13 protein-coding genes are annotated in these 14,799 nt (G+C 60.7%); 4 read left to right on the forward strand and 9 right to left on the reverse strand.

Annotated elements, in window-relative coordinates:
- Nucleotides 1-92: 92 nt before the first annotated feature.
- Nucleotides 93-2,423, forward strand: a complete 2,331-nt coding sequence (locus tag AC13RC_RS15415) for a heavy metal translocating P-type ATPase (protein WP_488557661.1) — start codon at nucleotides 93-95, stop codon at nucleotides 2,421-2,423.
- A 60-nt stretch (nucleotides 2,424-2,483) separates the two neighbouring features.
- Here AC13RC_RS15415 and AC13RC_RS15420 read toward each other — a convergent pair whose 3' ends face one another.
- The gene (locus tag AC13RC_RS15420; protein WP_488557662.1) at nucleotides 2,484-3,278 is read right to left on the reverse strand and encodes an AraC family transcriptional regulator; all 795 of its coding nucleotides are present in this window, start codon (nucleotides 3,276-3,278) and stop codon (nucleotides 2,484-2,486) included.
- Between the two features lie 118 nt (nucleotides 3,279-3,396).
- On the opposite strand from AC13RC_RS15420, the gene AC13RC_RS15425 reads away from it, so the two are divergent.
- Both AC13RC_RS15425 and AC13RC_RS15430 read left to right on the forward strand, forming a co-directional pair.
- Nucleotides 3,397-4,587 (forward strand): FAD-dependent oxidoreductase, encoded by a 1,191-nt coding sequence (locus tag AC13RC_RS15425; RefSeq protein ID WP_488557663.1) that lies wholly within the window; start codon nucleotides 3,397-3,399, stop codon nucleotides 4,585-4,587.
- Between the two features lie 10 nt (nucleotides 4,588-4,597).
- Nucleotides 4,598-5,023 (forward strand): hypothetical protein, encoded by a 426-nt coding sequence (locus tag AC13RC_RS15430; RefSeq protein ID WP_488557664.1) that lies wholly within the window; start codon nucleotides 4,598-4,600, stop codon nucleotides 5,021-5,023.
- Between the two features lie 100 nt (nucleotides 5,024-5,123).
- On the opposite strand, the gene AC13RC_RS15435 is transcribed toward AC13RC_RS15430, so the two are convergent.
- The 8 genes from AC13RC_RS15435 to AC13RC_RS15470 all read right to left on the reverse strand — a co-directional run bounded on the left by AC13RC_RS15435 (nucleotide 5,124) and on the right by AC13RC_RS15470 (nucleotide 14,184).
- Entirely contained in the window at nucleotides 5,124-6,164 is a 1,041-nt protein-coding gene (locus AC13RC_RS15435) for an LLM class flavin-dependent oxidoreductase (RefSeq protein ID WP_488557665.1), read from the reverse strand.
- 9 nt (nucleotides 6,165-6,173) lie between these two features.
- The gene (locus AC13RC_RS15440; protein WP_488557775.1) at nucleotides 6,174-7,085 is read right to left on the reverse strand and encodes an ABC transporter substrate-binding protein; all 912 of its coding nucleotides are present in this window, start codon (nucleotides 7,083-7,085) and stop codon (nucleotides 6,174-6,176) included.
- 104 nt (nucleotides 7,086-7,189) lie between these two features.
- On the reverse strand, nucleotides 7,190-8,134 hold the full coding sequence (locus AC13RC_RS15445; RefSeq protein ID WP_113353722.1) for an ABC transporter substrate-binding protein: 945 nt from the start codon (nucleotides 8,132-8,134) through the stop codon (nucleotides 7,190-7,192).
- 93 nt (nucleotides 8,135-8,227) lie between these two features.
- Complete coding sequence (locus tag AC13RC_RS15450; RefSeq protein ID WP_488557666.1) at nucleotides 8,228-10,012, reverse strand: amino acid ABC transporter permease/ATP-binding protein; 1,785 nt, start codon at nucleotides 10,010-10,012, stop codon at nucleotides 8,228-8,230.
- 39 nt (nucleotides 10,013-10,051) lie between these two features.
- On the reverse strand, nucleotides 10,052-10,600 hold the full coding sequence (locus AC13RC_RS15455; protein ID WP_145318025.1) for a GNAT family N-acetyltransferase: 549 nt from the start codon (nucleotides 10,598-10,600) through the stop codon (nucleotides 10,052-10,054).
- Between the two features lie 8 nt (nucleotides 10,601-10,608).
- Nucleotides 10,609-11,802, reverse strand: coding sequence for a M20 aminoacylase family protein (locus tag AC13RC_RS15460; protein ID WP_488557667.1), 1,194 nt, complete (start codon nucleotides 11,800-11,802; stop codon nucleotides 10,609-10,611).
- Nucleotides 11,803-11,817: 15 nt separating this feature from the next.
- Nucleotides 11,818-13,167: an LLM class flavin-dependent oxidoreductase gene (locus AC13RC_RS15465; protein WP_488557668.1), complete on the reverse strand. Its 1,350-nt coding sequence runs from the start codon at nucleotides 13,165-13,167 to the stop codon at nucleotides 11,818-11,820.
- A 24-nt stretch (nucleotides 13,168-13,191) separates the two neighbouring features.
- Nucleotides 13,192-14,184, reverse strand: coding sequence for an LLM class flavin-dependent oxidoreductase (locus AC13RC_RS15470; RefSeq protein WP_488557669.1), 993 nt, complete (start codon nucleotides 14,182-14,184; stop codon nucleotides 13,192-13,194).
- A gap of 376 nt (nucleotides 14,185-14,560) precedes the next feature.
- On the opposite strand from AC13RC_RS15470, the gene AC13RC_RS15475 reads away from it, so the two are divergent.
- The gene (locus AC13RC_RS15475) at nucleotides 14,561-14,770 is read left to right on the forward strand and encodes a hypothetical protein (protein WP_233789861.1); all 210 of its coding nucleotides are present in this window, start codon (nucleotides 14,561-14,563) and stop codon (nucleotides 14,768-14,770) included.
- Nucleotides 14,771-14,799: the final 29 nt, after the last annotated feature.

Below are 14,799 nucleotides of genomic sequence, written 5' to 3' on the forward strand. Positions count from 1 at the left end.
AATGATTGCGCAAAAATTCGCAGAATTGCTCTTGTCCCTCTAGTTGCTAGAGGATGTACCGATGGTTCCAGTAGAAAATCTGGAACCGAAACATGACGTCGACAACACAACACAGCCGCTATCGCGTAGAGGGTATGGATTGCGCTTCCTGCGCTGCGAAAATCGACACGGCCGTTCGCCGGCTGCAGGGTGTCGAGGATGTTTCCGTCTCGGTCACCGCAGGCACCATGACGGTCAAGCATCAGAGCGATCCGGACTTGCTGCCCAACATCGCGAATCGGGTCACGGGACTGGGTTACAAAGTTTTCCCGCTGCCGCAAAGCAATGCCGCCGCACCAAAGGTGGAGGAGAGCGACCATGCCTGCGGCTGCGGACACGATCATCATACGCACACGTCTGATCGCCACGACCATGCGTGGCATGATCACGGAAAACATGAGCAAGGCGCCGCCGGACATCAACATGGTTATGCCGGTCACAGCCACGCTTCGGATGAGCATGATGTCTCGATCGCCGGTCTTCACGGTCACGATCAAGGATCGACCACGGGGCCATGGTGGGAATCCGTCAAGGGTCGCCTGACGATCGCAAGCGGCGTGGCACTCGCCGCCGCCTGGGGTGCCGGCAAGCTGATACCGGCCTGGGATATGTGGATCTTCACTGCCGCCATGCTTGTCGGCTTAGTGCCGATCGCTCGGCGCGCCTTCATGGCCGCAAGGATGGGAACACCGTTCTCGATCGAGATGCTGATGACGATCGCGGCCATCGGCGCCGTCATCATCGGTGCCAGCGAAGAAGCCGCTGCCGTCGTCTTCCTCTTCCTGATCGGTGAATTGCTGGAAGGTGTCGCTGCCAGCAAGGCGCGCGCCAGCATTCAGTCTCTGACCGATCTGGTGCCTAAGACCGCTCTCCTTGAAGAGAATGGCAAGGCCCGCGAAGTGCAAGCCGAAAGCCTTGCCGTCGGTGCCATCATCCTGGTTCGCCCGGGCGACCGTATTCCGGCCGACGGCGTAATTCTTTCCGGCGAAAGCGCTATCGACGAGGCGCCGGTCACAGGCGAAAGCACGCCTGTGCGCAAGGGCGTGGATGCAACCGTCTTTGCGGGCACGGTCAACGGCGATGCCGCTTTGCGCGTCCGCGTGACCGCGGCAGCATCCGACAATACCATTGCCCGCGTCGTCAAACTTGTTGAGGAAGCGCAGGAATCGAAGGCTCCGACGGAGCGTTTCATCGATCGCTTCTCTCGCTACTACACGCCTGGGGTCGTCGTTGTTGGCGCGCTCGTCGCCATCATCCCGCCTTTGTTCCCGGGCGGCAGCTGGAGCGAGTGGGTCTATAAAGGCCTAGCGATCTTGCTGATCGGCTGCCCCTGCGCCCTCGTCATTTCGACGCCGGCGGCAATCGCGGCGTCACTGTCTTCAGGCGCTCGCCGCGGCCTGTTGCTGAAGGGTGGCGCCGTGCTTGAGAACATCGGCAAGGTCACCGCTATTGCCTTCGACAAGACTGGCACGCTGACCGAAGGCAAGCCCAAGGTCACCGATATCGTCGGCCTCGGCATGAGCGATACGGACGTGCTGCGGCTGGCAGCCGCGCTCGAAACCGGCTCCAGCCACCCGCTCGCCCGCGCCATCCTCGACCGCGCGGCTGAAGCCGGAACGGATATCCCCCAGGTCATCGACGCCAGGGCGATCGGCGGCAAGGGTGTCAGCGGCACGGTCGATGGTTTGGACGTGTTCCTCGGATCGCCGCAGGCGGCCGCTGACCGCGCTTCATTGACCTCGGAGCAGTCTGCCCGGATCGCCGCACTCAACGATGAAGGAAAGACGGTTTCCATCATCGTTGCCAAGGGTGCGGCAGCCGGCCTGCTCGCCATGCGGGACGAACCGCGCGCCGATACGGCCGCAGGCCTCAAGGCTCTCGCCGATGCGGGCATCAAGACGATCATGCTGACGGGCGACAATCAGCGCACGGCTGAGGCGATCGGCAAGACGCTCGGCATAGAGGTTCGCGCGCAATTGCTGCCCGAAGACAAGCAGCGGATCGTCGGCGATCTGAAGCGGCAAGGCTTTCACGTCGCCAAGGTTGGCGACGGCATCAACGACGCGCCTGCACTCGCAGCAGCCGATGTCGGGATTGCCATGGGTGGCGGCACCGACGTTGCGCTGGAGACGGCGGATGCCGCCGTGCTGCATGGCCGCGTCGGAGATGTCATCGAGATGATTGATCTTTCCAAGCGGACGATGAGTAATATCGGCCAGAACATCACCATCGCGCTCGGCCTCAAGGGCGTGTTCCTGGTCACCACGATCGTCGGCATCACCGGACTTTGGCCGGCAATCCTCGCCGATACCGGTGCAACCGTACTGGTAACCATGAACGCGCTGCGCCTGCTCGCCCTCCGGCCTCGCCGGATAGCCGCGTAGGCCATCTATGGGCGCCGATCGACAGGTCGGCGCCTTTTCCTGTTGTCGTTCAAGCACGAATCAAGTTTTCCGGACGGAGAGGTAACGACGCGGCGATAGGCCGAAAGCCTTTCTGAACATGGCGATGAAGCTGCTGGCACTGGCATATCCCAGGCTGTCCGCCACTTCAGCGATCGGCTTGCCCGCACTCAGATATTCAAGCGCAAGCAGCAAGCGCGCCTGCTGCCGCCAATGGGCGAAGGACATGCCCGTTTCGGCGTTGAAAAGACGCCTTGCTGATCGCTCGGATACTCCCACCCGCAGCGCCAGCGCATGAAGGGTCTCCTCGCTGGCCGGTTCCTGCAGTACGGCTTCCGCGATGCGCAAAGCGCGCCGGTCCGCCGGCATAGGCAAATGCAGGCTTTCGCGTGGTGCGGCCCGAACCTCGTCCAGCAAAACGGCTGCCAGACGACGCTGCTGCGGCGAGAGCTTTTCCTCCCAGTGCCATGTCGCCGCGCGACGCACCAATGCCCGCAAAACCTCACTCACGCTCAGGACGCAGGGTGTCGATGGCAATCCGGCGCTGGCGTCCGGTGTCAGCAGGATACCCCAGCCGCTCAGCACGCCGTTGATCCCCGCTTTGTGCATGACACCTGGCGGAATCCAGCCCGCACGCTGCGGCGGCAATAGCCAGGAACCACCAGGTGTATCGACACGGACAAGCCCGCTTTCGATGCAGAAAAGCTGCCCGCGGCCATGCGCGTGCCAATCATATTCCTGAGTGCCTAAGCGGAACGCGCTGCCCGGTTCATCCGATCCCCAGAAGGCGATGAGCGGTGGCCCGTCGAGACGCTCGCCAATATCTTCGATGCTCATGTTCCGTTTGGCCGCTTTGCAACATTTAAAGACCGAATGTCGTTATCACGTCCCGGTCATGGCACGCTATTCTTCCCTGACAAAATCGAAGTCGAATAGTGAACGGAATAGAAGGCCTATGCAGGACTTTCATGTCGTCATCATCGGCGCAGGCCTTGGAGGCCTGTGCCTTGCCCAGGGATTGAAGCGCGCCGGCATCCGTTTTGATGTCTACGAGCGCGATCCGGCAGCTGATAGCCGCTTGCAGGGCTATCGCATCCGAATCGATCAGAATGGACAACAGGCGCTGGAAGCCTGCCTTCCAAAGACTCAATTCGACCTCTTTCGAGCGACCGCCTCGACGAGCCCTCGATCCGCGTGCTTCCTGACGCCTCAGCTTCTGCCCGTTACCGGCCGCACGCCGACGAGCTGGGATACCGGCGAAAATGATGACGACGGCGATCTGAGTGTCAATCGCCTCACCCTTCGCGAAATCCTGTTGTCGGGGATCGAGGATCACGTTCATTTCGGCCATGCCCTTACGCGGTATCGCCGCATGGATGACGGGCGTGTCGAGGTGCATTTCGAAGGTGCCGCCTCGGTTTCCTGCAGCCTGCTCGTCGGTGCAGATGGTGTGAACTCGCAGGTGCGACGCCAGTTAGCACCCTATGCCGAGCCGGTGGACACGGGCTCCATGTGTGTCTACGGCAAGAGCGAAATACCGCTGAGCGATGCCGCCGATCTGCTTGGAGACGGAACGACCGTGATCTTTGCCGATGGGTGCACGGCAATCTTCGATCTCATGCGGTTCGGCGATCACTTCCCGAAGCTTGCCGCCAGTCTCGCGCCCGATTGCAAGCTAACGCCGGTCACCGATTACCTCTATTGGGCACTGATCGGCCCCCGCCAAAGGCTGGGACTGGAAACGTACGACCATACCCAGGATCTGCCTGTCTTGCTCAGAACCGCCATGCGCGGCTGGCATCCTGAATTGAAGCGGATCATCAGCCGGAGCAAGGCCGAAGCGGTAGCAGCGCTTCCCGTCAGAAGCGGACGCCCCGACGCCCTTTGGCCGTTCGGTGCCATCACGCTTCTGGGCGATGCCATCCACGCGATGAGCCCTGCCGGTGGCCTCGGCGCCAATACGGCTCTCGAAGATGCCCGCATGCTGGCGCAGATCCTGGCCGAAGCCGGAAAGGAGACTAAGACCACCTGCACAGCCCTGCTGGACTACGAGACCGATATGCGCGAGCGAGCGGCTAGCGCCATCGCCTCGTCGCAACACGGTGCCGAGATGCTGTTTGCCGCCGTGACCGATAAGATCGCCTGAGGAGACCGATATGACAATCGATACAACCAACTTCACCTTTCACGACGTTTCCCTTTGGCCGATCGTGCGCCAATCCGCTGTGGCTATCCAGCCAGGTTATTCGAAACAATGGGAGCAGGAGATGGACGCCCTGCTCGCTCTCTCGATGCCTTTCGTCGTGATCATGGAAGGCGACGAACACACCGAAGAGCACGAGGATCGCAAGGTCCGCGGCATTTGGCTGAAGAAGAACAAGACGGCGCTTGCTGCCGTTTGCAAGGCGGTCATTGGCATTGAGGCAAGCGCAATCAAGCGCGCCGCCATGCAGCTGCAGACGAGCCTTGCAACGAAGGCATTCGGCATAAGAATGGAAATCGTTGCGTCTCGGGAGGAAGCGCTGCTTCTTGCTGAGCGAATTCTCGAAGGAACGGACGCCGCGACCTCTCTCGCCTGCTGACCGAGGCTGTAGCCCAAGCTCTTCAAGACAGAAGCGAACCGGATCGGACGGGCGTAGAGCCCGTCGATCCAACATTGCGGATGTGGGACGGTCGCGGCCCTCAGGATGCGGATCGACGCAGAAGCGCGGTCTCCTTCCAGCCAAGCTCCGGAGCGATCAGCGTCACGAAGTCATGGATGATCTGCCTATATTCCTCATCGTGGAACTCATAGGGCAGCTCCAGCCGGAATTCGCTCACATGGGGCAGGATAGGGTCCTTGCGCAGGCGCTCCAGTATCTCATCCGATGAGCCGACGATATCACGGGCGAAAAGCGTGCGTCGTTCGCCCTGAGGCGAAAGCGTGCGCTCATAGCGGCCAGCCGCATAGTCGGTGTAGCGTTTGCGGGTAGTCGCATCTGCGCTGTCGAAAGGCACAATGACCCGGCCGAGCGCCACCCGCCTCGTATCGCCTCCAGACGCGCGATAGGTTTCCAGCTGGCGCGATTGCGCTACGAAGAAATCGTCTGTCTGCTCCCCCGTGGTGACATTGCCGATCAGCAGATTGAAGCCGTTGCGGCCAGCCCATTCGGCAGACCGCAATGAGCCGCCGCCATACCAGATGCGATCGATCAGACCCTTCGCATAGGGCTGAAGCCGCGGACGCTGCGGGCCGAACGGCGTCTTGATGACCGTATCCTGATTGCCGAGATAGGCGCCCCTCAGATTGTCGGCAAAGCGCAGCACCCTCTGATGGGAGAAATCGTGGCTCTCCCAATCGCCATCGAAAGCAAGCGGCCCGATCAGATCCGCATGCAGCGGCCGACCAGCGCTCAAGCCGATATTCAACCGTCCGCGCGACAGCACATCCACAGTCGCCAGATCCTCGGCAAGCCGATACGGACTTTCGTAGCCGATGGGAATGACGGCGGTGCCAAGCTCGATGTGGCGCGTGCGCTGCGTTGCAGCCGCCAGAAAGGCACTCGCTGAGGAGATACCGGGCTCCAAATGCCGCTGGCGAACCCAGGCGCTGTTGAAACCCTTCTGCTCTCCGTATTCAAGCAATTGCAGGGTCTGTTCCAGGCCGGCTAGAGGATCCTCATCCGGATAGTTTCCCGGCGTCAGAAAGCCGATATGGCTGATGGATGGGGCTTGGCGGTTCATGCTGTCTCCTCAAAATTTCGGCAGGCCCGGCGGATTGGTTTCCGATTTCGGCAAGGCTTCTTCGGCAAGGTGCCAATGCTCGAGGAGCTTGGCGTAGGTGCCATCCTTGATCAGCCCATTCGTTGCGATGGTGAGCGCCGCCGCGAGACCACTGCCCTTGCGCGTGGTGATCGCGACATCGGAACGATCCGGCCAGCCGGCGCTCAGCGTACCCACGCGCTTGATGTTCTTGTCGCGCGCGGCGATGTAGACGAGCTGGGCGTGCGGCTGCACGATGACATCGGCGCGGCCCGACCGGAGGGCCAGAAGGCTCGCCGCCTCGTCGTCGTAATATTGCAGCTCGATCGGCTTCAGACCGGCTTTGACATCCTCATCGCTCCATTTCAGCAGGATGCGCTCCTGGTTCGTGCCGGCCCCGACGATGATGCGCAGGCCGGCTGCGTCCTTCGGCTCCTTGATCGACCCGATCTTGCTGTCACTCTTGACGAAGAAACCGTGCAGGCCCTGTCGATAGGTGGAGAAATCAAACTTCTCCTTGCGCTGCTCGGTGACACCGACGTTGGAGATGACGGCATCATATTTGCCTGAGGTCAGCCCAAGCGGCCAGTCAATCCAGGCGACCGGGACAAGCTCGAGCTTCAGTCCGAGCGCATCGGCGACGGCATAGGCATAATCGGGATCGGCACCGACGACAGTCTTGGCATCCGTCGCGTAGGTCGCCAGCGGCGGGCCGCCTGGCGCGACCGCCACGGTGAATGTGCCTGGTGTGACGAACTTGAAATCCTTTGGGATAGCGGCAATCGCCGCTTCGTTTTTCGCCGCGTGAAGACGTCCCGGCTGTTCCGGGCTCAGATCGAAATCTTCGGCTGCCATTGCCGGAGTAAGACCGGTCAAGGTAAGCGCCATGGCGGCTGCCATCATAGTTTTGAACGTAGTGCGGATAGTCACGGAACCTGTCTCTCCATTTGAGATGGATGGGAGCGGACCGGCGTGAGCCCCACTGACGCCGGTCCGCCCGACCAACATTACGAGCCGCTCTTCGGCAGGCCCGCAGGGTTGGTCTTGGATTGATCGACCGCTTCGGCAGTGAGGCTCCAGCGCTTCAGCACTTCGCCATACTTGCCGTTCTTGATCAGATCGTTGAGCGCGAGCGTGACGGCATCGGCAAGGCCAGCGCCTTTTTTCGTCGTCACGGCGATTTCGGCCGTCAGCGGCCAACCGCCCGAGACGGTTCCCACAAGCTTCCTAGTGCCGTTGATGGCGGCCTTATAGGCCTGTGTCGCATTCGGATTGAACTCGACATCGGCACGGCCGGACTGCAAGGCCAGATCGGCGGCGGCGCGGTCGTCGTAATACTGCACCTCGATAGGCTTCAGGCCGGCTGCCACATTCTGCCGGTCCCATTCGAGAATAATCTTCTCCTGATTGGTGCCAGCGCCGGTGATCACCTTGAGACCTGCGACATCCTTCGGCTCCTTGATCGAGGTGATCTTGCTGTCGGCCTTCACGTAGAAGCCGAGCACGTCCCTGCGATAGGTCGAGAAATCGAACTTCAGCTTGCGCTCTTCCGTGACCGTCACGTTGGAAATGACGGCATCATATTTCCCGGAGGAGACGCCGAGCGGCCAATCCTCCCAGGCGACCGGCACCAGCTCGAGCTGCAGGCCGAGGGAGTCTGCAAGCAGTTGCGCGATATCTGGATCAGCGCCTACGACAGTCTTGGCGTCGGTCGCATAGGTGGCGATCGGCGGATCCCATGGGTTGATTGCGACCGTGAACTTGCCGGGATTGACGAACTTGAAGCCCGGCGCAATCGCCTTGATCGCTGCCTCGTCCTTCTGGGCGCGAACGCGATTGGAGGTATCCGGGCTCAGGTTGAACTTTTCGGCCGCAATCGTCGGCGTCCCACTCATCGCTGCCACCGTCAGCACGCCGGCAACGATATATTTTGCTCTCTCAATGAATGCCATTTCCCTTCTCCTTTTTCAATTCTAAGTTGTTATTGTGGTTACAATGATCAGGACGCCCGTTGCGTCAGAGCGTCGAATGCCTACCTGCGACTGCTAGAGAACCTTGGCGAGAAAAGCGCGCGTACGCGGATGTCTCGCATCGTTGAGGATCTGCGTTGGCGAGCCGGCTTCGATAACGTGGCCGCCCTCCATAAAGACGATGCTATCGGCGACCTCGCGGGCAAAGCCAATCTCGTGGGTGACGATGACGAGCGTCGTGCCGGTGCGGGCAAGCTCCTTGATCACATCGAGCACTTCGCCGACGAGCTCAGGATCGAGTGCGGAGGTTGGCTCATCGAAGAGAAGAACCTTCGGCCGCAGTGCCAGCGCGCGAGCGATGGCGACACGCTGCTGCTGGCCACCGGAGAGCTGGCGGGGATAGGCGTCGATCTTGTCGCTGAGACCCACGCGGGCGAGAAGCTCCTGCGCAAAGACAGTCGCTTCGTCGCGACTCACCCCGCGCACCTGGATCGGTGCCTCGATAATGTTTTCTAAAACAGTGAGATGCGGGAACAAGTTAAAGTTTTGAAAGACCATACCGATGTCGGTCCGGCGCTTCAGAATGTCCTTTTCCTTGAGCTCGTAGAGCACCTCGCCCTTCTGTGTGTAACCGACAAGCTCGCCGTCGACGGAAATGAAGCCGCTATCGACGCGTTCCAGATGATTGATGGCGCGCAGCAGCGTCGATTTTCCTGAGCCCGACGGGCCGATAATGGCTGTGACGCTGCCGGCCGGCAGGTTGAGCTCGATATCGTCCAGGACCTTCAGCGTGCCGAAGCTCTTCGAAATGCCGTGGATGCGCACAGCACCACCCTTGGCACGAAGATCCGTCACGCTGCGAAGTGTGGCGAGTGTCGCGGTGTCCGATCGGGTGTCTGCCGCCGCAGTAGGCAGCGGCCGCTGGAAGCGGCGGAAGAATGCCTGGAATGGCAAGGGCGTCGGATTGCCCACCGCACCCTTGGAGAAATAGCGCTCGATATAATGCTGTGCGATCGACAGCACCGTCATTATGACGAGATACCAGACGGTCGCCACCATCAGGAGCGGAATGACTTCCAGATTGCGGCGATAGATGACCTGCACCGTGTAGAAGAGTTCCGGCAGGGCGAGCACATAGACCATGGAAGTGCTCTTGGCGAGGCCGATGATCTCGTTGAACCCCGTGGGCAGGATAGAGCGCATCGCCTGCGGCAGGACGATGCGGAACGCCTGGCGGCGGCGAGACAGGCCGAGGGATGCAGCCGCTTCCAACTGACCTTGATCGACCGACAGAATGCCGCCACGCACGATTTCAGCAAAGAAAGCGGATTGGTTTAGCGTCAGTCCGAGAAAGGCCGCGGCAAACGGCGTCAGCAGCTGTGTGGTCGGATAATCGAACAGAACCTTGTCGGTGAACGGGACACCGATGCTAATGGTTTCATAGAGATAGCCGAGATTGTTAAGAACCAGCAGCAGCACGATCATCGGGATCGAACGCAAAAGCCAGATATAGCCCCAGGAGAGGCTCGCAAGCAGCGGCGACTTTGATACGCGCGCCAGCGCCAAGACCGTTCCGAGGATAGAACCCGACACCGCCGCAAGCGCTGTCAGCAGCAACGTCCTGCCAAGGCCAACCAGCACCGGCTCCGCGAAGAACCACTCGGCGAAGACACCCCAGCCCCAGCGCGGATTGGTAAAGGTGGAATAGAGGACGATCGCTATGACAAGCGCGGCAAAGATCGTGCCCGCCGTACGTCCAGGGTGCCTCGCGGGCACGATCCGGTAACGCGAATAGTCAGTCTTCGTCTCGGCGGCTCCAGTATCTCGATCGACACCCGCAAAATCCGTCGTCAGCGCCATGATGCTTACCCCTTATGATTGTCGTTGATCCGCCATGCGTTATCGGCCGGCGGCTGCCAAGCGTTGCTGCGAGCCCGAGGTTTCGGCGATATAGGCCAGAGCCAAATGGCTGATATCCTTCTCGAAAGGCAGGCTCTTGTAGACTTCCGGATCGACGGAAGTATCGAACAGGGCTGTGTAGCCGTTGTTGAGATAAAGACCGACCGCCTCGGGTTGGCGAAAGCCAGTAGTCAGGTAGATGCGACGATAGCCCTGTCGCGCCGCCTGGGCCTCCAGTTCGACCAGCACCCTGCGCGCCAATCCCTGACGACGGAGATCATGGCGCGTCCAAATTCGTTTGAATTCGGCGGTTTGCTCGTCATAGTGCTTGAAAGCGCCACCGCCGATCGTCTCCCCGTTTCGGAGCAAGAGCAGAAAATTGCCCTGCGGCGGCGCGAAGGCCTCCGGCGGATAGCGGTTGAGTTCGGCAACCGCCCCTTCAGCATTGAAATAGTTGCCGTAGCGGCTGTCGTACTCATGGATCAGCTCGTCGATCAGCGGCTTGGCGCGCGGGTCCAACGTGGTCGTATAAAGAAACGTATCGCTCATGTCGTTCGTCACCCGTTCGCGAGGAAAGCTTCGGCGAGCAGCACCCAGTAGCGGGCTGCCGGCGCGATGATGGCGTCGTTGAAATCGTAGCGGGCGCTATGCAGCGGTGCGCTGTCGCCATTGCCGACAAAGAGGTAGCTCCCGGGCTTGGCCTGCAGCAGGAAAGCAAAGTCTTCGCTCGCCGTCCGCGGCCGGAAATTCGCCTCGACGGCAGCACTTCCAAGCGCCTGCAAGGCGACATTGCGGGCGAATTCTGTCTCTTCGGCATGATTGACGAGTGCAGGGAAGCCGAGACGGTAATCGACTTCAGCCACAGCGCCGAAGCTCTCCGCCTGCGCGCGCGCCAGTGCGGGAATTCGCTCCTGCAATCTGGCTCGGACGGTCTCATTGTAAGCGCGCATGGTCAGCTTCATCTCCACGCTTTCCGGGATGACGTTCGAAGCCGAACCGGCATGAATGGAGCCCACCGTTGCGACCGCCATTTCCTGAGGATCGATATTGCGTGAGACGACGCTTTGCAGGGCCGTAATGAATGAAGCCGAAGCCAGTACCGGATCGACCGCACGATGCGGCTCGGCACCATGTCCGCCCTTTCCGACAATGTTGATGACCGCCTTGTCGACGGAAGCCATCGCCGGGCCGGCGACGAAACCGAACTGCCCCGTCGGCACGCCGGGCCAATTGTGCAGTCCGAAGACCGCATCGACCGGAAACCGATCGAAAAGTCCTTCCGAGAGCATCTTGCGCGCGCCGGCGCCAATTTCCTCGGCCGGCTGGAAGATCAACCGCAGCGTGCCGCTGAAATTGGCGCTTTCTGCAAGGTAACGAGCAGCAGCGAGCAGGATCGATGTATGTCCGTCGTGGCCGCAGGCGTGCATGACGCCGGGATTGCTGCTGGCATAGTCAAGCCCGGTTGCTTCTTCAATGGGCAGCGCATCCATATCGGCACGGATGCCCAGGCTGCGCTGCCCATCGCCCCGCTTAAGGGTTGCGACGACGCCGGTCCCGGCTATGCCCGTTGCTACCTCGTAACCCCAGTCGGCAAGCAACGAAGCGACCTTCTTGGATGTGCGGTGCTCCTGAAAGGCGAGTTCGGGATATTGATGCAGGTCATGTCTCAGCGCGATGATCTCGTCGAGGTAGGCGGCAATCCCTGTTTCGATTTGATCGGTGACCAAAGCGGGCTTGATGATAGCGTTCATGATGATCGTCCTGGCTCAGGCGCCGACGGCCTTTGCGGGTGTAATGTTCGAAGCCTCTGTCGCGTAACGGCTCTCGCGATACGGCAAGCCCAGATGATCTCGCAGCGTCTCCCCCTTCAACGCCGGGTCGAAATAGCCGCGCTCGGTCAGGATCGGCAGGACATGCCTGGAGAAGTCGTCGAAGCCTTCACCGATCACCGGGAAACCGAGGATGAAGCCATCCGCGCCTTCTTCATCCACCCAGCGGATGATCTCATTGGCGATGTGCTCGGCCGTGCCGATGAAGGAGGTTCGCGGCGTGGCAGCATCGAGCGCCACCTCACGCAAGGTGAGCCCCTTCTCCCGCGCGGTCTTCTTGATGCGGTCGGTCGTGGCACGGAAGTTGTTGCGGCCGATATCGCCGAGATCGGGGAACGGCTCATCCAGAGGATAGGCGCTGAAATCGTGGTGATCGAAGAAGCGGCCGAGATAGGCCAGTGCCTCATCGATGGTGACGAGATTGCGGATCGCCTGGTACTTGGCCTCCGCCTCCTCCTGCGTCGCGCCGACGATCGGCCCGATGCCCGGGAAGATGCCGACATCCGCGGCACTGCGGCCATGGGCGATCGCGCTCTGCTTCACCTGCTTATAGAAGGTCTTCGCGTCTTCCAGCGGTCCGCCATTGGTGAAGACGGCATCGGCGTGCTTGCCCGCTAGCCGGATACCGGAATCGGAAGCACCGGCCTGGAACACCACCGGCTGCCCCTGCTTGGAGCGGCCGATATTGAGGGGGCCTTCGATGCGGAAGAACCGGCCTTTGTGGTTCAGGCGGTGTAGCTTGGATTTGTCGGCATAAACACCGCTTTCACGGTCGCGCACGAAGGCATCGTCATCCCAGGAATCCCACAGGCCCTTGATCGCATCGAGATACTCGTCGGCAATCTCGTATCGCAGCTCGTGCTCGGGATGTTCGCGGCTATAGTTGCGGCCAGAGCCTTCGAGCGGAGACGTCACGGCATTCCAGCCGGCGCGGCCCCCGCTGATGAGATCGAGCGAGGCAAATTGCCGGGCGATGGTGAAGGGATCGCTATAGGATGTCGAAACCGTGCCCACGAGGCCGAGCTTCGTCGTAAAGGCGGCAAGTGCCGACAGGATGGTCAGCGGCTCGAAGCGATTGAGGAAATGCGGGATCGACTGCTCGTTGATATAGAGTCCGTCCGCGACGAAAGCGAAGGCGATACCGGCCTCTTCGGCCTTGCGGGCTGTCTTGACGAAGAAGTTCAGATTGGTGCTGGCATCGGCCGGAACGCTCGGATGCTTCCAGGCATTCATGTGGCCGCCAGGGCCTTGCAGCATGATACCGAAGGTAACGTGTTTTTGAGCCATGATGATCCTCCTGGGACAGGCCGTTCAGGCAACAAGGGAAAGGCGCTCTTTGGCGAGCAATTCTATGGAGTTGAGGCGTTCGGCCGCCGTCAGCGCCGGCGTGTCGAGCACGAACTCCTCGACGCCGTAGCGGCGATGAAGCGCGTCGAGCTCGCCGCGGATCTGCGCCGCCGTGCCATGCAACACGCTCGGCACCTTCTCTTCGGTCCGGAACTCCGAGAAGCCGGCCTGCCGCGCAAATTCCGCCGCCTGCTCCTGCGTGCCGACATTGACGCTCTGGCCGTTGGGCAGGAAGAGCTTGACGATGCGCAGTTGCCCAACGCGCTCACGGGCATGGGCTTCGCTTTCGGCAGCAAAGGCTGCGAGCGCCAGGATCGGCACCTTGCCGCCAGTCGCATTCCCGTAGGCCTCGAAGGTATTGCGAAGATTTTCCGAATCGCCGTTCAGATGGCCGGCAAACACCAGCCGCCAGCCCTTCTCCGCGGCGAGCTTCGCGCTCTCCACGCTGGCGCCAAGGAGGAAGCGCTCCGGCGCACGCGGCGGAAAAGGCGTCGCCAGCGCGCCAACGGAATGAGGGTCGGCCGCGAGATAGGTGTTGATGTCGGAAAGCTGCTCGGCGAAGTCCGGCTTCTTCTCAGGATCGAAGGCACGCTGCAATGCGCGGGTGGAGAGCGGGAAACCGCCCGGCGCCTTGCCTACACCCAGATCGACGCGTCCCGGCGCCAGCGACGCCAGGAGATTGAAAGTTTCTGCGACCTTATAGGCGCTGTAATGCTGCAGCATGACGCCGCCGGAACCGACACGGATCCTCGAAGTCCGGGCAAGAAGATGAGCGATCAGGACTTCCGGAGCCGAACTTGCGAGATTCGCCATATTGTGATGCTCGGCAACCCAGAAGCGATGATAGCCGAGTTCCTCGGCCCGGATGGCCAAGCGAGCCGTGGCACCGAGCGCATCGGTGGCGCTAAGCCCCTGTTCGATCGGGCTCTTGTCAAGAAGACTGAGAAGATAAGTCATGCCGTTCATCCATGTTTGCGCCCAATGCCGATCATGGAGCGCTATAGTCTATAAAAAACATAGATTTTAAGTTATTTAAGAAACAGCTTTCTTTTTCTTTCCCCGGATGCGGAAAAAATCAGCAGCGACCAAAATCGGTGGATGGGTGCAGATGCAGGTTCCAATGACGAGATCGAACGCCTGTTGAGACTACGCCTGCTCAGAGGAGAGCACAGCGTCGAGCCGTTAAAACCCGCGGATCACCGATCATTTTGACCGGCTGTTACGCCTCTCACGACGCAAAGAGGGCGCAATCGAGAGCGATTGAACGCAATAGATTGCCAAAACCCGCAAATCAGTTCACCTTTTACCTATGCCCGATATCGCACGACCATTCGTGACCGATGATGATCCCGACCGGGACATCCGCTGCCAGGACGCGCTGCAAGCCGCTTTTCGAGAGTTGCTGAGTGCCGCGATCCTGGCGGGATGGTCGGAGCGTGAAGTCGCCTTGGCGATTGCTGAGCTCGCGGACAAGCATTTGCTCTCGCTTGAGACCCATGACAACACTGACGCCCTCATCGCATTGTTGCGGCGAATGACCTAATGAGCCAACCGTCCACCTGCGGGAGGATC

Source organism: Martinezella sp. CNPSo 3890, assembly GCF_057784455.1.